Origin of the sequence: Rhizobium sp. 42MFCr.1 (assembly GCF_000377185.1) — a bacterium.
GTDB classification, from domain to species: Bacteria; Pseudomonadota; Alphaproteobacteria; order Rhizobiales; family Rhizobiaceae; genus Rhizobium; species Rhizobium altiplani.
The window spans coordinates 1-17,537 of sequence record NZ_KB897818.1; the positions used below are offsets into that span (position 1 = coordinate 1).

The 17,537-nt window shown below is 60.9% G+C and carries 17 protein-coding genes and 1 pseudogene; 14 read left to right on the forward strand and 4 right to left on the reverse strand.

Annotated features, from left to right (window positions below; genetic code table 11):
* The 4 genes and pseudogenes from C934_RS0100025 to C934_RS0100035 all read left to right on the forward strand — a co-directional run.
* Positions 1-512, forward strand: a 512-nt coding sequence (locus C934_RS0100025) for a TOBE domain-containing protein (protein ID WP_026371446.1), incomplete at its 5' end; no start/stop codon positions are given.
* 38 nt (positions 513-550) lie between these two features.
* Positions 551-865 (forward strand): annotated as a pseudogene (locus C934_RS35450) (GMC oxidoreductase); the annotation flags it as partial.
* 14 nt (positions 866-879) lie between these two features.
* The gene (locus C934_RS0100030) at positions 880-2,139 is read left to right on the forward strand and encodes a glycerate kinase type-2 family protein (RefSeq protein ID WP_018854671.1); all 1,260 of its coding nucleotides are present in this window, start codon (positions 880-882) and stop codon (positions 2,137-2,139) included.
* 403 nt (positions 2,140-2,542) lie between these two features.
* A complete protein-coding gene (locus tag C934_RS0100035) occupies positions 2,543-3,310 on the forward strand; it encodes an SDR family NAD(P)-dependent oxidoreductase (protein ID WP_018854672.1) in 768 nt (255 codons plus the stop codon).
* A 1-nt stretch (position 3,311) separates the two neighbouring features.
* Here the strand turns inward: C934_RS0100035 and C934_RS0100040 are convergent, their stop codons facing one another.
* The 4 genes from C934_RS0100040 to C934_RS0100055 all read right to left on the reverse strand — a co-directional run bounded on the left by C934_RS0100040 (position 3,312) and on the right by C934_RS0100055 (position 6,464).
* A complete protein-coding gene (locus C934_RS0100040) occupies positions 3,312-3,608 on the reverse strand; it encodes a helix-turn-helix domain-containing protein (RefSeq protein ID WP_245267892.1) in 297 nt (98 codons plus the stop codon).
* A 53-nt stretch (positions 3,609-3,661) separates the two neighbouring features.
* On the reverse strand, positions 3,662-4,243 hold the full coding sequence (locus C934_RS0100045) for a TetR/AcrR family transcriptional regulator (protein WP_018854674.1): 582 nt from the start codon (positions 4,241-4,243) through the stop codon (positions 3,662-3,664).
* Positions 4,244-4,246: 3 nt separating this feature from the next.
* Positions 4,247-4,720: a nuclear transport factor 2 family protein gene (locus C934_RS0100050; protein ID WP_018854675.1), complete on the reverse strand. Its 474-nt coding sequence runs from the start codon at positions 4,718-4,720 to the stop codon at positions 4,247-4,249.
* 532 nt (positions 4,721-5,252) lie between these two features.
* Positions 5,253-6,464: an MFS transporter gene (locus C934_RS0100055; protein ID WP_018117065.1), complete on the reverse strand. Its 1,212-nt coding sequence runs from the start codon at positions 6,462-6,464 to the stop codon at positions 5,253-5,255.
* A gap of 108 nt (positions 6,465-6,572) precedes the next feature.
* On the opposite strand from C934_RS0100055, the gene C934_RS0100060 reads away from it, so the two are divergent.
* From C934_RS0100060 to C934_RS0100105, 10 genes are all read left to right on the forward strand, one after another.
* Entirely contained in the window at positions 6,573-7,391 is an 819-nt protein-coding gene (locus C934_RS0100060; RefSeq protein ID WP_018854676.1) for an AraC family transcriptional regulator, read from the forward strand.
* 213 nt (positions 7,392-7,604) lie between these two features.
* Complete coding sequence (glpD, locus tag C934_RS0100065) at positions 7,605-9,122, forward strand: glycerol-3-phosphate dehydrogenase (protein ID WP_018854677.1); 1,518 nt, start codon at positions 7,605-7,607, stop codon at positions 9,120-9,122.
* A 41-nt stretch (positions 9,123-9,163) separates the two neighbouring features.
* Entirely contained in the window at positions 9,164-10,240 is a 1,077-nt protein-coding gene (locus C934_RS0100070) for an ABC transporter ATP-binding protein (RefSeq protein ID WP_018854678.1), read from the forward strand.
* Between the two features lie 11 nt (positions 10,241-10,251).
* The gene (locus tag C934_RS0100075) at positions 10,252-11,322 is read left to right on the forward strand and encodes an ABC transporter ATP-binding protein (RefSeq protein ID WP_018854679.1); all 1,071 of its coding nucleotides are present in this window, start codon (positions 10,252-10,254) and stop codon (positions 11,320-11,322) included.
* A gap of 2 nt (positions 11,323-11,324) precedes the next feature.
* Positions 11,325-12,191, forward strand: a complete 867-nt coding sequence (locus C934_RS0100080; RefSeq protein WP_018854680.1) for a carbohydrate ABC transporter permease — start codon at positions 11,325-11,327, stop codon at positions 12,189-12,191.
* Between the two features lie 14 nt (positions 12,192-12,205).
* Complete coding sequence (locus C934_RS0100085; protein WP_018117059.1) at positions 12,206-13,033, forward strand: carbohydrate ABC transporter permease; 828 nt, start codon at positions 12,206-12,208, stop codon at positions 13,031-13,033.
* Positions 13,034-13,049: 16 nt separating this feature from the next.
* A complete protein-coding gene (locus C934_RS0100090) occupies positions 13,050-13,331 on the forward strand; it encodes a DUF2160 domain-containing protein (protein ID WP_018117058.1) in 282 nt (93 codons plus the stop codon).
* Positions 13,332-13,408: 77 nt separating this feature from the next.
* The gene (locus C934_RS0100095; protein WP_026371448.1) at positions 13,409-15,133 is read left to right on the forward strand and encodes an ABC transporter substrate-binding protein; all 1,725 of its coding nucleotides are present in this window, start codon (positions 13,409-13,411) and stop codon (positions 15,131-15,133) included.
* Positions 15,134-15,271: 138 nt separating this feature from the next.
* Positions 15,272-16,786 (forward strand): glycerol kinase GlpK, encoded by a 1,515-nt coding sequence (glpK, locus tag C934_RS0100100; protein WP_018854682.1) that lies wholly within the window; start codon positions 15,272-15,274, stop codon positions 16,784-16,786.
* A 94-nt stretch (positions 16,787-16,880) separates the two neighbouring features.
* Positions 16,881-17,459: a dual specificity protein phosphatase family protein gene (locus C934_RS0100105; protein WP_018854683.1), complete on the forward strand. Its 579-nt coding sequence runs from the start codon at positions 16,881-16,883 to the stop codon at positions 17,457-17,459.
* Positions 17,460-17,537: the final 78 nt, after the last annotated feature.

A 17,537-nucleotide genomic window follows, 5' to 3' on the forward strand; every position in this document is an offset into this window, starting at 1 on the left:
CCAAGATCGCCGTCATGCGCGACGGCGAGGTGCAGCAGTTCGGCACGCCGGCCGAGATCTACAACAACCCGGCCAACATGTTCGTCGCCGACTTCATGGGCTCGCCGGCGATGAACCTCCTCGCGGGGACGATCGAGAAGGGGGCGTCCGGCCTGACCGTGTCGCTTTCGCGGCCGCAGGGCGAGCCGATCCGGCTGCCTGTCACGGCGGGCAACGGCGCGCTCGAAGCGCATACCGGCCGCGAGATCGTCTTCGGCATCCGCCCCGAGGCGCTGACCGATCCTGACGGTGCGGACCGCAACGCCAAGGCGCTGGCCGAAAGCGACTGCCTGATCGAGGTGGTGGAACCGGCCGGATCCGACACCTTCGCGGTCACCAAGCTCGGCGGCAAGGAGGTCGTGGCGCGGCTCAGGGCCGACGCCCGCATCCAGGCCGGCCAGCACGCCCGCCTCGCCTTCAACCTCGACAAGGCCGTGTTCTTCGATCCGCAAAGCCAAACCCGAATCGCTTAAACCAGGAGCCAGGATTCCAAACATGAACAGCTCGGATGTGGGGCTGCGCGAGTGCCAAGACAGACCAGCATCCGTCGGTACGCGTGAGAAGGGATCGGACCGGAAGCTGTTGTCGGTCTCGATTCCAGGGTCCATGGTCTAGAGGCTTCGCGTGCGTGATTCGTTGGTCATGCCGCGAATTCCATCGTACAACAACGCACCGACCATCATGGTTGGCGAACGAGGCTCCGACCTTATCCGGAGACTTCCGCCGTTGCCTGCCGCGATCCTCGCTCACGAGCGCAAATGAAACGCGCCAGAGGGCAGGGCAATCGCCCGCCAGACCAGGCAGGTGTTCGGACTGCGAACTTTGAAAATGGAGTAGGGTTTGATTTCCGATCCACGAGCTTTCCTGCAAACCCTGTTTCACCAAGCCGTCAAGGCCGCCGATCCTTACGAGGCCCTGGTTCGCCAACTTCCTGATCCGCCGAAAGGCAGGACAATCGTTGTTGGGGCAGGGAAGGCCGCAAGCCAGATGGCGGCCGCTTTCGAACGCGCTTGGTCTCATCCCTTCGAAGGTCTCGTTGTTGCCAGGCATGGGCCAATCGCAGAGTGCCGATCGACGAAGATTCTCCAGGCGGCTCATCCGGTCCCAGACAGAGCCGGTCTTATCGCCGCCGAGGCGCTGATGAACCATCTGCATGGGCTGACGTGTGATGATCTGGTGATCGCACTGATATCCGGCGGCGGCTCGGCCTTGCTGCCGGCCCCGCCGACCGGTTTCACCCTCACCGACGAGAGCGCGTTGAACGAATCGCTGCTGGCGTCGGGCGCGCCGATCTCCGGGATGAATGTGGTGCGGAAGCATTTCTCCCGCATCAAGGGGGGACGGCTTGCCGCACTTGCCCATCCGGCAAAGGTCGTCAGCCTCGTCGTCTCCGATGTTCCGGGCGACAATCCGGCCTTCGTTGCGTCGGGGCCGACGGTTCCCGACAGCAGCGATGCGGAGGAGGCGCTACGAGTGATCCGGGACTACCGGATCGATCTCCCGGCGCGCGTGATCGATTGTATCCGCAATACCAGAGCGCCAAGTGCCGGTGACCGCGTCTTCGCCAACAACGAAGTGCATGTGATCGCCTCGGCGCGGGTGTCCCTGGAGGCGGCTGCCGATCGGGCAAGATCTCTCTTCGTGCAACCCCTCATCCTTTCGGATTCGATCGAAGGGGAGGCGAAGGATATCGGCCGGATGCATGCGGCGCTTGCTCGGGAGTTTTTGACGAGACCGCCGGCTCCAAAGCCTCTCGTGCTGCTTTCGGGCGGGGAGACTACGGTCAGCATCGGAACCGGAACATATGGCAAGGGCGGGCGAAATTCCGAGCTTCTCCTCTCGGCGGCGATCGATCTACAAGGAGTCGATGGCGTTGTAGCGATGGCCGCTGATACCGACGGTATCGACGGCTCCGAAGACAATGCTGGCGCCTTCTGTGACGGCGGGACGGTGGCGCGGATCAGGAGCGCCGGCGGCGATGCGCGCGCGTTCCTGGCGGGCCATGATGCGTGGTCGGCCTTCAACCTCGCGGGCGATCTGTTCGTTCCGGGACCGACAGGTACCAACGTGAATGATTTCCGCGCATTTCTTGTAGAATAGCGCGCCACAAGGCCGAGCAGCTTTAGCGTGTGCCAAGCTGCCGACGTCCTGCGTGGAGCGTCGGCGGCGCCAAATCAGTAAGGCGCAAGCCCGCCTAGTAGGTTGTCACAGACACGTATGTCTTTGTAAGAGTTGGGAAGCCCGCCCCAGGCCCCTCGGGGGCGGGCTCTATCGATCCGGACCCCTTCCGGACCGCGGCTGATGGTGAGCCGCTGGAAACACACATGCCCGGTGTTGCGTGTTGAGACAACCGAAAGCTGTTTTGTTGGTTATTTGGTAAGGTTACCGGGCGACGCAGGTGCGTCTGGACATTGACCGGGACTCTCTTCAACACTGCATCGGCAGACGCCCACTCGACGACGAGTGAGTGACGGCGAACAACGGGAGCAAGGGGATTGGGGTCATGGTCGACCGGCTGAAGGGGAAGATTGCAATTATTTCAGGCGGCGCGACGGGCATGGGCGGAGCGGCCTCGCGCCTCTTCGCTGCCGAGGGCGCTAGGGTAGCGATCATTGACCGGAATGAAGCGGCAGCACGGCAAACGGCGGAGGAGATTTGTTCCGCCGGTCATGTCGCCGACTACTGGGTCGCCGACGTGTCGGAGGAGGCCGCCGTCGTCGCGGCCGTCAGGGGTGTGGAGGATAGGTTCGGCGCCGTCACCGTGCTCTTCAATCACGCCGGCACTATCGTCATCAAGCCGTTCCTGGAGACCACGCTCGAGGAGTGGGAGTGGCTGCACGCGGTCAACGTGCGATCGATGTTCCTGATGACGCGGGCGGTCCTGCCGGGGATGATCGCCGCGGGCGGTGGTTCCATCGTCTGCACGTCATCAATCTCGGCCGTGGCCGCAACGCCGATGGAAGTGCTCTACGACACGACGAAGGGCGCTGTGCATATGTTTGCTCGTGCGATCGGGGTCGAATTCAGGGATCGCAACATCCGCTGCAACGCCGTCTGCCCCGGCTTCATCCGCACGCCGCACGGATTGCGCGAGGTCAGCGAATTGCAGGCATTCGGCGTCGATGTGTCGGACGCGGCTATTGCCGCCCAGCAGGGACGGATCGGCGAACCCGAGGACGTGGCACGCGCCGCGCTCTATCTCGCTAGCGACGAGTCGATGTTCGTCAATGGCGCGCATCTCTTCGTCGACAACGGCTTCACCGCTATCTAAATTAAACGCTGCAACGCCGCCAGCGTGCCGGAGGATGCCCCGTTTGGCGTCGGAACACTGTGATGAAATGGGTCCGCGATCGAAATCCGACGTCGATCGCGATTTCATCGATGCTCAGGCCATCGCTGATCAGCTTCGCTTTCGCGCGCTTTATCCGACGTTCCTGCAGATAGACGCGTGGACTGAAGCCCGTCGCCGACCGGAACCCTGCTGCGAAGTGCATTGGACTGAGCCCCGCCGCGTGCGCTATGTCCGCGAGCCGAAGCGAGGTCGCCAGGTTGAGTTCGATGAAATCCACGGCGCGCTTAACCCGCCAGGGTGCGAGGATGACGGAATTATTCCGGTGCTTCTTCATCTCTGCTTCTCTCCACTGGTCGCGGCAAAAAGTCGGGACTGGACCCGCTGAAGGGTCCGTTCGAAAACCTCAGGCTCGTCGAGTGCTCTGGCGACCACGAGGGCTCCCTGAACGGCAACGACGGTCTCCTCGGCCAGCGCGGCGGCATCCGACTCGAGGCATCCGGCTCGCGTGAGAGCTGAGGCAAGCGCGCTATGCCATTCGGCGAAGTAGTCCCTGACCTGAGCGCTGAACCGGTTGCGGACATTATCGAGTGCGAACGCACCAACGAGGCACACTCGGCTGCCGGAGCGAAAATACCGGGAAACAGAGCGAAACATGTCGGAGATAGCGGAGCGCGGATCATCCCCGTTCCGTAACGGTTCGAAAACCTGTGTCACGAACCATTCGTCGATCTCGCCGAGCACGGCTATGGCCATCTCTTCCTTTCCGCCGGGAAAGAAGTGATAGAGGCTTCCCTTTCCGAGTCCTGTTTTTTCCGTGATGGTTGAAAGACTTGCGCCCTCGAAGCCATACTCCCGAAAGACTTCGGCCAGGGATGGGATTGCGTCGGAGCGCTCGGCGACGATCTTTGGCATGTGTTACAGTCCCAATTCAGAAAGGCTTGGGTGGTCAGCAGGCCTGGGGCCGGACCGATCCCAGAAAAACTTGCGTTCGGATTCCTTGATGGGCATATCGTTGATGCAAGCATAGCGGTGGTGCATCAGGCCGCTCGCGTCGAACTCCCAGTTCTCGTTGCCGTATGCCCGATACCAGTTCCCGGAGTCGTCGCGGTATTCGTAGGCGAAGCGAACCGCGATGCGGTCGCCGTCGTGGGCCCACAGTTCCTTGATCAGCCGATACTCGAGTTCCTTGCGCCATTTCCTGGTCAGGAACTCGACGATCTTTTCCCGCCCTTGGACAAATTCCGCGCGATTGCGCCAGTAACTGTCAACGGTATAGGCGAGTGACACCCTGTCGGGATCGCAACTGTTCCATCCATCCTCTGCGGCTCGGACTTTGGCAGCCGCGGTTTCGCGGGTGAAGGGAGGGAGTGGTGGGCGGTGTTCAGGCATGGTTTCGATCTCCTAGTGCTCGTTTCTGTACCGATCGGTAAACAGTATGTCAATCGGTACAATCGATGGTGCGCAGAGTCAACGCAATCGCCAGCCACTGCATCTTTTTGCCGTGCGAATCGAAAGTTTTCGGATTGGAAAGCACGCAGTCCAGCAAGTGCCAACCACTGCAGACTGAGTGCGAAAGGGTTTAGGTACACGCCAGCTGCCGAAGGCTGAAAAGGGCCGAGATGGTGATCTCGGCCCTTGTCGTTGTGCGCCCAGCATGGGCGCATTCTTGTGGGTGGAAGTCCCACCGTAACCTGGGGTGGCCAGCAAGTGGCAGCAAATGCCGGTCGCTGGTGGCGCAACAGCGGCAAGCTCCTTAACGCCACCCTCACCATTAGATGGGCTGACCAACTTGGAATGCCCAGGCTCGTCTAACCTCAATCTCTCGAACCACCCGGTGCGGACCCGCATGCCGGGTGGTGTGGCAGGGGTGCGATCACATCGATCGCCCCCTATGCCGATTGGTAATCCTGCGGGTGTTCGCTTACTTGCCCGCTTTCGTGGTGTGGCGGCGGCCCTTGCCGATGTCCGGCAGGAAGATGGTCAACAGGCCGAGCAGCGGTAAATACGAGCAGATTTTGTAGACGAACTCGATGCCCATGTGGTCGGCCACCATGCCGAGGCCTGCTGCGCCAATGCCGCCGATACCGAAGGCAAAGCCGAAGAACAGGCCGGCAATCATGCCGACACGACCCGGAACCAGCTCCTGCGCAAAGACGACGATGGCCGAGAAGGCGGAGGCCAGGATGATGCCGATCAGGAAGGTCAGGAAGACCGTCCAGTTGTAGTCGGCATAAGGCAGGGCAAGGGTGAAGGGCAGGGCGCCGAGGATCGAGAACCAAATGACGAACTTGGTGCCGAACCAGTCGACGACAGGGCCGCCGGCGACGGTGCCGATGGCCACGGCGCCGAGGAATACGAACAGCAGAATCTGCGCGTGCTGCACCGACACTCCGAAGCGTTCGATCATATAGAAAGTGTAGTAGCTCGAAAGGCTCGTCATGTAGACGTATTTCGAGAACACTAGCAGTGCCAGGACACCGATCGCCGCAATGACCTTGTTGCGTGGGAGATGGACCGCGGGTGCCGCCGCCTTGCGACCGGCGTTATTCTTGCGGTGATCGGCGTACCAGACGCCGACGCGCCACAGGACGATCATGCCGGTCAGAGCTGCGAGCGAGAACCATGCAACGCTATGCTGGCCCCGCGGTAGTACGATGAAGGCGGCCAGGAGCGGACCTATCGCCGAGCCGAAGTTGCCGCCAACCTGGAACAGTGACTGGGCAAGGCCATGGCGTCCGCCTGATGCCAGCCGGGCAACGCGCGAGGATTCTGGATGGAACACGGCGGAGCCGAGGCCGACGACACCCGCGCCGATGAGCAAGACCCAATAGGCGTGCGCATATGCGAGCAGCACCAGGCCGATCAGCGTGAAGCCCATGCCGACAGACAATGAGTAAGGCAACGGGCGTTTGTCGGTGTAAATGCCGATCAGCGGCTGCAGGAGCGACGCGGTGACCTGGAACACGAGGCCGAGGAAGCCGATCTGCGTGAAGTCGAGGCCGTAGCCGTCCTTGATCATCGGATAGAGCGCGGGGATCAGCGACTGCATGGTATCGTTGAGAAGATGGCAGAAGCTTACCGCCATGATAATGCCGAAAACCGTCTGTTCCGCAGAGTGCCTCTCTGCCGTCATTGCGCTGTCTGTCACGATTCTGCTCCGTCCTACGAGGCTTTGGAATAACCGACTTGTGGTCGTCCCGCTTTCGTGTTTTGGTCTTGCTATTTCGCAAGTGGGCCAAAAATGGTGAAATCCAAGCAAAGCCTGGCGACGAGTGAGTTGGCCAAGCTCCATGTGGAGCGTCTTGCTGCCATCGAGGCAGCCTCAGAGCCGGTCTATGCCATCCCCTCGGAATATCCGGCCGGCTACCATGTGGAACCCCATAGTCACAGCCGTGCACAGTTCGTCTATGCTCGGTCCGGCGTGCTTATGGTGTCGTCGATACTGGGGCGCTGGATGGTGCCGCCGCAGCATGCGTTGTGGATACCGGCAGGACTTGTCCACACCGTCGACATGCTCGGCGATGTTGCGATGCTTTCGGCCTATGTCTCGCCCCAGGCCTTGGCCGATCCACCGACGGCCATCCGCGTCGTGGCGCTGACTGATCTTGCCAGAGCGTTGATCACCGAGGCTGTTGCGCCGCCCGAGGCCAAGAGCGGCAGACGGGATCTCATCATGGCGCTGCTGCTCGAGGAGGTCTTGCGGCTTCCCGACCGGCCGTTGGGATTGCCGTTCCCCTCAGATACGCGCCTGGCGACGCTCTGCCGCGGCTTCATGGAAAGTCCGAGTGCAAGGCTGGTCATCGACGATTGGGCGGAGCGGCTTGCCATGAGCCGGCGCGCCTTTACTCGGTTCTTTCGCAAGGAAACGGGTATCAGTCTCTCAACCTGGCGGCAGCAGGCGGCGGTGTTCACCGCCTTGCCCCGCCTCGCAGCCGGGGAGGCGGTTACAGCCGTTGCCCTCGACCTTGGCTACGACAGCGTCGCCGCCTTCACCACGATGTTCAGGCGGACGATGGGAGCCGCTCCCCGCGCGTATTTCAGGGCACCCGAACAATATTGAGCCTCTGCCCAAGCATGGATCCGCCGTCTCGCAGGACCGGGCGATGACGCGCTGCGTCCTCGATTTGACGTTTACGTTCACGGCAAATCTGTGAGTTTTGAGAATTCGAAAAACATTCGTTTGACATTCGAATAATCTTCGCTTTAATTGCTCTGACTTTCGCAAATGCGTGAGCATGTTGCGTTGCGGCATATTCTGGCTCGGAGGGGGAACGTGAGCCGTCAGATTCACGATCTTTTCATTATCGGCGGCGGCATCAATGGCTGCGGGATCGCGCGGGATGCGATCGGGCGGGGCTATTCGGTCGCGCTTGCGGAAATGAACGATTTCGCTTCGGGCACGTCTTCCGGCGCGACCAAGCTCATCCATGGCGGCTTGCGCTATCTCGAGCACTACGAGTTTCGTCTGGTGCGCGAATCTCTGATGGAGCGCGAAGTGCTCTGGGCGATGGCGCCGCACATCATCTGGCCGATGCGCTTCGTGCTGCCCTATCACAAGGGTGGCATCCGCCCGGCATGGCTGATCCGTCTCGGGCTGTTTCTCTACGATCACCTCGGCGGACGAAAGTTGTTGCCGCCGACCGCGGTTCTCGACATGCGCCGCGACCCGGCCTCCAAGCCATTGAAGGCACTCTTCACGAAGGCGTTCGAGTATTCGGATGGTTGGGTCGACGATGCGCGTATGGTAGTGCTCAATGCGCGGGACGCGGCCGACCGCGGCGCGCTGATCATGCCGAGAACGAGAGTCGTTTCGGCGCGGCGCGAGAACGGATTGTGGTCGATCGAGACGGTCGACACCGTCAGCGGGCAGGGCAACAGTTTTCAGGCGCGGATGCTGGTGAATGCTGCCGGGCCATGGGTCGATCAGGTCATTCGCACGGCCTTCGGGCAGAACGAGGCCCGCCACGTGCGGCTCGTGCAGGGCAGCCACATCGTCGTAAAGAAGAAGTTCGACGATCCGCGGGCCTATTTCTTCCAGAACCCGGACAACCGCATCATCTTCGCGATCCCGTACGAGCAGGACTTCACGCTGATCGGTACCACCGACCGCGACTACTCGGCCGATCCGAAGGATGTGAAGATATCCGAGGAAGAGACGATCTATCTCTGCAACGCGGCGAGCGAGTATTTCAAGGAGCCGGTACGGCCGGAAGACATCGTCTGGACCTATTCGGCTGTGCGGCCTCTGTTTGACGACGGCGCTTCCAAGGCGCAGGAGGCGACCCGCGACTACGTGCTGAAGATCGAAGGCGAGGGTGAAAGCGCACCGCTGCTCAATGTCTTCGGCGGCAAGCTCACGACCTATCGGCGCCTATCCGAACACGCACTGGAAAGGATCGCCGAGGCGATCGGCGCCAAAGGCGCGTCCTGGACAGCGAAGAGCCATCTGCCGGGCGGGGATTTCGCCGCGACCGGCTACGAGGCGGAGGTTGCTAAGCTGAAGGGCGGTTATCCGTTCCTGGCGGACCGGCATGCGCGCCAACTGGTGCGCCGCTACGGCACCAAGGCGTCGGTCCTGCTCGGGCGGGCCGCCAGCGCGGAGGACCTGGGACACTGTTTCGGAGGCGATCTCTTCGAGGCAGAGGTTCGCTATCTCATCGATCACGAATGGGCCAGACGCGCAGAGGATGTGCTTTGGCGAAGAACGAAAGTCGGCCTGCGCCTGACCAAGGAACAGGCTGCGCTATTGGAGGAGTACATGGCCGCGCGACCGGCGCAGATGGCTGGTTGAAGCGGTAATGTCCCCGCTGTTGAGGAGGCACGGGAACCGGAATGCTTGAATTGCGGAACGCTGCAAAGATGGTGGGCGGGGAGTATCACATCCACGCAACCAATCTTGCATTTGAAAAAGGCACATTGAATGTGCTGCTGGGGCCGACGCTGTCCGGCAAGACATCGCTGATGCGACTGATGGCCGGGCTCGATCGACCGACGAGCGGTTCCGTCCATTTCGACGGCGTAGACGTGACCGGCATGCCGGTGCAGAAGCGCAACGTCGCGATGGTCTACCAGCAGTTCATCAACTATCCGGCCCTGACGGTTTACGAAAACATCGCCTCGCCAATGCGGATTTCAGGCAAGGACACCGCGACGATCGATCGTGAGGTGCGCAAGGCCGCCGAACTCTTGCGCCTTACGCCCTATCTGGATCGCACGCCGCTCAATCTCTCCGGCGGCCAGCAGCAGCGCACGGCGCTTGCGCGTGCCCTTGTGAAGAATGCCAGCCTTGTGCTGATGGACGAGCCGCTCGCGAACCTCGACTACAAGCTGCGCGAGGAACTGCGTGCCGAACTGCCGCGGATCTTTGCGCAGTCCGGCGCCATCTTCGTCTACGCCACAACGGAGCCTTCCGAAGCGCTTCTGCTCGGCGGCAGCACGGCCACCCTTTCGGAAGGCCACGTGACGCAGTTCGGACCGACGATCGCCGTCTACCGAAATCCGCTCGACCTCGTAACTGCAAAGACCTTTGCCGATCCGCCGCTCAATTTCATGGATGTGATAAAGGCCGGCGGTTCGTTCCAAAGGCAAGGAGCTGATATCCTGCCGGTGCCCGCGCATTTGGACGACATGGCCGATGGTCCGGTCACGATCGCCTTCCATCCGCACCACCTCGCTCTTTCGCCGCAGACTCAGACGGCAGCAAAACTGCAGGCACGCACGCAGGTTTCCGAGATCACAGGCTCCGAAAGCTTTGTGCATATGGATTTCGACGGTGTCCGTTGGGTCATGCTTGCCCACGGCATTCACAACATCGATCCGGATACCGAGGTCGACATCTACCTCGACACCCGTCACGTCATGGCGTTCGGCACCGATGGCCGGGCAATCGCAACTGGCGCAAAGGCGTAAGGGAGAAGGACATGGCACGCATCACGCTCGACCACATCCGCCACGCCTACGGACCGAACCCGAAGTCCGACGCAGACTATGCGCTTCGTGAAGTCGATCACGAATGGCGGGACGGCGGCGCCTACGCGCTTCTCGGACCATCCGGCTGCGGAAAGACGACGCTACTCAACATCATTTCCGGCCTGCTGCAGCCGTCGCACGGCCGTATCCTCTTCGATGGCCTGGATGTGACGAACCTTTCCACGCAGGCGCGAAACATTGCGCAGGTGTTCCAGTTCCCGGTCATCTACGACACCATGACTGTCTACGACAACCTGGCTTTCCCGCTGCGCAATCGCAGGGTCCCCGAGCCGGAAGTCGATCGGCGCGTTCGCGACATTCTCGAGATGATCGATCTCGGCGGTATGGCCAAGCGCAAGGCACAGGGCCTGACGGCCGACCAGAAGCAGAAGATCTCGCTCGGCCGCGGACTGGTGCGCAACGACGTCAACGCGATCCTGTTCGACGAGCCTTTGACCGTGATCGACCCGCACATGAAGTGGGTACTGCGTTCGCAGTTGAAGCGCCTGCACAAGCAGTTCGGCTTCACCATGGTCTATGTGACGCACGACCAGACGGAAGCGCTGACCTTCGCCGACAAGGTTGTCGTCATGTACGAAGGACAAATCGTCCAGATCGGCACGCCGGCAGAGCTTTTCGAGCGGCCGAGCCATACCTTCGTCGGTTACTTCATCGGGTCGCCGGGCATGAACGTCCTGCCGGTGCAACTGCAGGGCAACGCGGTGCGTATCGGCAGCGAGACGCTGTCATTGGACTACGCGCCGCAAGCGGCTGCCGGCGCCAAGACCGAGCTCGGCATACGCCCGGAGTTCGTCAATATCGGCCGCGAAGGAATGCCGGTCACCGTCAACAGGGTCGAGGACATTGGACGGCAGAAGATCGTGCGCGCCACCTTTGCCGGCCAGCCGATCGCCATCGTCGTGACGGAGGACTCCGAAATCCCGGCTGATGCGCGGGTGACCTTCGATCCGGCTGCCATCAATATTTACGCCAATTCCTGGCGCGTCGGCAGGGAGGGCTGAGCATGGAAAAGACCTGGAACAACAAAGCCTGGTTTCTGGTTCTGCCGGTCCTTGTGCTGGTCGCCTTCTCGGCCGTCATTCCGCTGATGACCGTTGTGAACTACTCGGTCCAAGATACGTTCGGGAACAACGAGTTCTTCTGGGCGGGGACTGACTGGTTCGTGCAGACGCTTCATTCCGACCGCTTCTGGGCGGCGTTGCAGCGCAATCTCGTCTTCTCGCTGATCGTTCTGGCGCTGCAGATCCCGCTTGGCATCTTCATTGCCCTCAACATGCCGAAGAAGGGGATCGGCGTACCGATCTGCCTCGTGCTGATGGCGCTGCCGCTGCTCATTCCGTGGAACGTGGTCGGCACCATCTGGCAGGTTTTCGGGCGTGTCGACATCGGCCTGCTTGGTCATACGCTTGAGGCAATGGGGTTTGACTACAACTATGTCCGCGACCCCCTCGATGCGTGGATCACCATCATCCTGATGGACGTCTGGCACTGGACGAGCCTTGTGGTGCTGCTCTGCTATGCCGGCCTCGTTTCGATCCCGGATGCGTATTTTCAGGCAGCGAAGATCGACGGCGCGTCGCGCTGGTCCGTCTTCCGCTACATCCAGCTGCCGAAGATGAAGCGCGTGCTACTCATCGCCGTCCTGCTGCGTTTCATGGACAGCTTCATGATCTACACCGAACCTTTCGTCGTCACCGGCGGCGGTCCCGGCAACTCGACCACCTTCCTGTCGATTGACCTTGTGAAGATGGCCGTTGGCCAGTTTGACCTCGGTCCGGCAGCGGCAATGTCGATCATCTACTTCCTTATCATCCTGCTTCTGTCATGGGTCTTCTACACCGTCATGACCAGCAGCGACGCGAACGCCTGAGAAAGGAGAGGACCATGGCTCAAACAATGAAATACAAGCCTGCGGGCAACTTCTCCTGGGTCGTTTCGACGGTCTACATCATCTTTCTGCTGCTGCCGATCTACTGGCTGATGAACATGAGCTTCAAGGAGAATGCCGAGATCACCGGCGCCTTCTCGCTGTGGCCGCAGAACCCGACGCTCGGGAACTACATGGTGATCTTCACCGATCCCTCCTGGTACAACGGCTACATCAACTCGATCATCTACGTGGTCATGAATACAGTGATCTCGGTGCTGGCGGCGCTGCCTGCGGCCTATGCCTTCTCGCGCTACCGGTTCCTGGGCGACAAGCATCTGTTCTTCTGGCTGCTGACGAACCGCATGGCACCGCCGGCCGTCTTCGCGCTGCCGTTCTTCCAGCTCTATTCGGCTTTCGGGCTGATCGATACGCACATCGCCGTGGCGCTCGCCCACTGCCTGTTCAACGTGCCGCTGGCAGTCTGGATCCTGGAAGGCTTCATGTCCGGCGTGCCGAAGGAGATCGACGAAACGGCCTATATCGACGGCTATTCTTTCCCGCGGTTCTTCGTGAGGATCTTCATGCCGCTGATCGCGTCAGGGATCGGTGTCGCCGCCTTCTTCTGCTTCATGTTCTCGTGGGTGGAACTGCTGCTGGCCCGCACGCTGACGACGACTGCCGCAAAGCCGATTTCGGCGATCATGACGCGCACCGTCTCCGCTGCAGGGATGGATTGGGGTGTGCTGGCGGCTGCCGGTGTGCTGACCATCATCCCCGGCGCGCTCGTCATCTACTTCGTACGCAATTACATCGCCAAGGGCTTCGCGCTCGGCCGCGTCTGACAAGGGAGGACCACTCATGAACTTTTCCTGGATGGCGTGGACGCTGCCGACTGCATTGTTTTTCCTGGCGATTTTCATGCTGCTCGTTGGCATGAGCATCTGGGAGTATTTCGTGCCTGGCGGCTCGCCGCGCGTCGGAATCCTCAGGTTCGAAACCACGCGAGGGGATCGGCTCTTCGTGTCGCTGCTTGGCGCAGCATACATACATCTCGCATGGCTGGGTCTTGTCGGACCCAACCTGTGGTGGGCTCTTGCCCTCTCCGTAGTCTACGCCATCGGCGTCTTCCGCTACGTGTGACGGCAGGGAAATACAGATGGCCGGGGGTACTGGCCGCCTGAACGTGAAGACTGCAATCGCAACCCTGGGAGGATATTATGCGAAGGCATTTACTAGCGACAACAGCAGGCATGTTGCTGACCATGGCGGGCGCCGCCTATGCCGGCATGAATGAAGCGAAAACTTTCCTGGACAAGGAAATCGGCGATCTTTCGACGCTTTCCCGCGCGGACCAGGAAAAGGAAATGCAGTGGTTCATGGATGCGGCGAAGCCTTTCGCCGGCATGGACATCAAGGTCGTTTCCGAAACCCTGACGACGCACGAATATGAATCGAAGGTTCTGGCGCCGGCCTTCACCGCGATCACCGGTATCAAGATCACGCACGATCTCATCGGCGAAGGCGACGTTGTCGAAAAGCTGCAGACGCAGATGCAGTCGGGCGAAAACATCTATGACGCCTATGTCAATGACTCGGACCTCATCGGTACGCATTGGCGCTACCAGCAGGCCCGCTCGCTGACCGACTGGATGGCGAACGAAGGCAAGGATGTCACCAACCCGGGCCTCGATATCAACGACTTCGTCGGCACCAAGTTCACGACTGCACCGGACAAGAAGCTTTACCAGCTTCCCGACCAGCAGTTCGCGAACCTCTACTGGTTCCGCTACGACTGGTTCAACGACGAGAAGAACAAGGCCGACTTCAAGGCGAAGTATGGTTACGATCTCGGCGTTCCGGTCAACTGGTCTGCCTACGAGGACATCGCCGAATTCTTCACCGGCCGTGAGATCAACGGCAAGAAGGTCTTCGGCCACATGGACTACGGCAAGAAGGACCCATCACTCGGATGGCGCTTCACCGATGCCTGGCTATCGATGGCCGGCAACGGCGACAAGGGCCTTCCGAACGGCCTTCCGGTCGACGAGTGGGGCATCAAGGTCGACGAGAACTCGCGTCCGGTTGGTTCGTGCGTTGCGCGTGGCGGCGATACGAACGGCCCGGCTGCCGTCTACTCGATCCAGAAGTATCTGGATTGGTTGAAGGCCTATGCACCGCCGGCAGCGCAGGGCATGAACTTCTCCGAATCCGGTCCTGTGCCGGCGCAGGGCGAAGTCGCCCAGCAGATCTTCTGGTACACCGCCTTCACGGCCGATGCCGTCAAGCCCGGTCTGCCAGTCGTCAACGAGGACGGTACGCCGAAGTGGCGCATGGCGCCAAGCCCGCACGGCGTCTACTGGAAGGACGGCATGAAGCTCGGCTACCAGGACGTCGGTTCCTGGACGCTGATGAAGTCGACGCCTGACGATCGCGCCAAGGCCGCTTGGCTCTATGCGCAGTTCGTGACCTCGAAGACGGTCGACGTGAAGAAGAGCCACGTCGGTCTGACCTTCATCCGCGAGTCCACCATTCGCGACAAGAGCTTCACGGAGCGCGCTCCGAAGCTTGGCGGTCTGGTCGAGTTCTACCGCTCGCCCGCCCGCGTCCAGTGGTCGCCGACCGGTACGAACGTTCCTGACTATCCGAAGCTCGCTCAGCTTTGGTGGCAGGCGGTCGGCGATGCGTCGTCCGGTGCGAAGACCGCGCAGGAAGCGATGGACTCGCTTTGCTCCGAACAGGAAAAGGTGATGCAGCGACTGGAACGCGCCGGAGTGCAGGGCGATATCGGTCCGAAGCTCGCCGAAGAGCATGATCTCGAGTTCTGGAACAAGGATGCGGTCGCCAAGGGCAACCTCGCGCCGCAGCTGAAGATCGAGAACGAGAAGGAAAAGCCGGTTACCGTCAACTACGACGAACTGGTCAAGAGCTGGCAGTCGAACTGATCAGCAAGGTTGGCCGGGGTGTGTGCCCCGGCCAACCGCCGACCGCATAACGTCGGCATTACACCCTCCTATGAATGACCTATCGCTTCCGCTGGCGCGTTCGCGCCGGCGAGGTGAGCTATTGCGCCGGAGAAGACAATGAGCGGCCATATTCTCGCGATCGACCAGGGCACGACGTCCTCGCGTGCGATCGTCTTCGACGCCGGGATGAAGATGATCTCGTCAGCACAGGAGGAGATCAAACAATCCTATCCGCAGCCAGGCTGGGTCGAGCATGATCCGAATGAGATCTGGACGAGCGTGGTTAGCACGGCGCGGCAAGCGCTGGCGAATGCCAACATTCCACTCACCGATATCGCCGCGATTGGCATCACCAACCAGCGCGAGACAACGGTCGTCTGGGAACGCAAGTCGGGCAGGGCGCTTAACAATGCGATCGTCTGGCAGGACAGGCGGACGGCTGAAGTCTGCGATAGTCTCAAGGCGGATGGATATGAGAAACTGTTCAGCGCGAAGACGGGTCTGCTGCTCGATCCTTATTTCTCCGGGACCAAGCTGCGCTGGCTGCTCGACAACGTCGACGGATTGCGGGAGCGCGCCGAGGCAGGCGAGGTCTGTTTCGGCACGGTCGACAGCTGGCTGATCTTCAATCTGACTGGCGGACGCGTTCATGCGACTGATGCCACCAACGCGTCGCGAACGCTGCTTTTCAACATTACCGAGGGCAGGTGGGACGAGGAGCTTCTCGGCCTGCTCAGGATCCCGGCATCCATGCTTCCGGAGGTCAAGGACTGCGCGGACGATTTCGGCGTCACTGATCCGGATATCTTCGGTGCGCCGATACCGATCCTCGGTGTTGCGGGCGACCAACAGGCAGCAACTATCGGTAGTGCCTGCTTCGAAGCGGGCATGATGAAATCGACCTATGGGACGGGCTGCTTTGCCTTGCTGAATACGGGGCGGGATTGCGTAACATCCAGCAACCGGATGATCACGACGATCGCCTATCGGCTCGGCGGCGAAACCACCTATGCGCTGGAAGGATCGATCTTCATCGCCGGTGCGGCGGTGCAATGGCTACGCGACGGCCTCGGCTTGATTTCAAACGCATCGGAGAGCGGCACGCTGGCGATGAGGGCCGATCCCAATCAGCAGGTCTATGTGGTGCCGGCCTTTACCGGCCTCGGTGCTCCCTATTGGGACCCGGAGGCGAGGGGTGCGATCTTCGGTTTGACCAGGAACAGCGGGCCGGCGGAATTGGCGCGCGCCGTGCTCGAGTCTGTCGCCTACCAGACGCTCGATCTCCTCATCGCGATGCGGAAGGATTGGGGCGGCCATCACATTGAGACGGTCCTGCGTGTCGATGGCGGCATGGCAAGTTCCGACTGGACGATGCAGCGTCTTGCCGACGTTGTCGGAAACCCGGTGGATCGGTCGGCTGTCGTCGAGACGACGGCGCTCGGCGCGGCCTGGCTCGCCGGTTCGCGAGCAGGGGTTTGGCCCGACAAGGAGAGTTTCGGAAAAGCATGGGCGTGCAGCCGGCGGTTCCAACCCTCCATGGAGGAGGCAGAGCGACAGAGGAAGATCGCTGGCTGGCGCAATGCGGTCTCACGCACCTTGTCGGGCGCGCAATTCAGCAATCAGTTGGCCTGACCGTCGTCACGCCACCATCAGGACGCCGTTTTCAGGTGGTTGTCAGGCCAAACCGGCAATGCTAGCTCGCTGCAAAAGTTGCGACGAGGTTGGCATGAAACGCCTGTGGAATTTTCGGTGGTGGAAGGCATCCCTCATCGGCACCGTTACGATTGGCGCGATGTTCGGGGGCTATATTGTTTATCTCCAAGCGAGCGGGAATTTTCACGCCGTCATCGCGGATCAGCTCTACCGTTCGGCGCAACCCTCGCCTGAGCAGTTGGCATCTTACGTGCGTAGTCATGGCATCGAGACGGTCATAAACCTGCGCGGGATGCACGTTGGCAAGAAATGGTATGCCGACGAGATTGCAACTGCACGCGGTCTCGGCGTTCAGCATATCGACTTCGAAATGTCGCCGTCCAAGGTCTTGTCGCCCGAGCGCGCCGAGCAGCTGCTGGCGATCATGAGAGCGGCACCAAAGCCCATCCTTCTCCACTGCCAATCTGGCGCCGATAGGACAGGGCTCGTGTCGGTCCTCTACAGCCAACAAGTGGCCGGTATCAATGAGGACGTCGCCGAGCGTCAGCTCTCGGTCTACTACGGCCATATTGCCATTCCTTACCTGTCGGGAACCTACGCGATGGACAGGAGCTGGAAGGGCCTCGAAAGGTATTTTGGGATCCAAGGGTAGCCGAACGGCCGCAGCGCTTGCCAAGGTTATTCAGGTGACTGTCAGAAAATCCGGTCATGGCTGGCGAATATTCTTCGA

Bases quoted from the DNA above. Each gene is read 5' to 3' on its own strand.
- C934_RS0100035 (WP_018854672.1), top strand. From the start codon at position 2,543: ATGGTCGACCGGCTGAAGGGGAAGATTGCAATTATTTCAGGCGGCGCG.
- C934_RS0100045 (WP_018854674.1), bottom strand. From the start codon at position 4,243: ATGCCAAAGATCGTCGCCGAGCGCTCCGACGCAATCCCATCCCTGGCC.
- C934_RS0100050 (WP_018854675.1), bottom strand. From the start codon at position 4,720: ATGCCTGAACACCGCCCACCACTCCCTCCCTTCACCCGCGAAACCGCG.
- C934_RS0100055 (WP_018117065.1), bottom strand. From the start codon at position 6,464: ATGACGGCAGAGAGGCACTCTGCGGAACAGACGGTTTTCGGCATTATC.
- C934_RS0100060 (WP_018854676.1), top strand. From the start codon at position 6,573: ATGGTGAAATCCAAGCAAAGCCTGGCGACGAGTGAGTTGGCCAAGCTC.
- C934_RS0100070 (WP_018854678.1), top strand. From the start codon at position 9,164: ATGCTTGAATTGCGGAACGCTGCAAAGATGGTGGGCGGGGAGTATCAC.
- C934_RS0100075 (WP_018854679.1), top strand. From the start codon at position 10,252: ATGGCACGCATCACGCTCGACCACATCCGCCACGCCTACGGACCGAAC.
- C934_RS0100080 (WP_018854680.1), top strand. From the start codon at position 11,325: ATGGAAAAGACCTGGAACAACAAAGCCTGGTTTCTGGTTCTGCCGGTC.
- C934_RS0100085 (WP_018117059.1), top strand. From the start codon at position 12,206: ATGGCTCAAACAATGAAATACAAGCCTGCGGGCAACTTCTCCTGGGTC.
- C934_RS0100090 (WP_018117058.1), top strand. From the start codon at position 13,050: ATGAACTTTTCCTGGATGGCGTGGACGCTGCCGACTGCATTGTTTTTC.
- C934_RS0100095 (WP_026371448.1), top strand. From the start codon at position 13,409: ATGCGAAGGCATTTACTAGCGACAACAGCAGGCATGTTGCTGACCATG.
- glpK (WP_018854682.1), top strand. From the start codon at position 15,272: ATGAGCGGCCATATTCTCGCGATCGACCAGGGCACGACGTCCTCGCGT.
- C934_RS0100105 (WP_018854683.1), top strand. From the start codon at position 16,881: ATGAAACGCCTGTGGAATTTTCGGTGGTGGAAGGCATCCCTCATCGGC.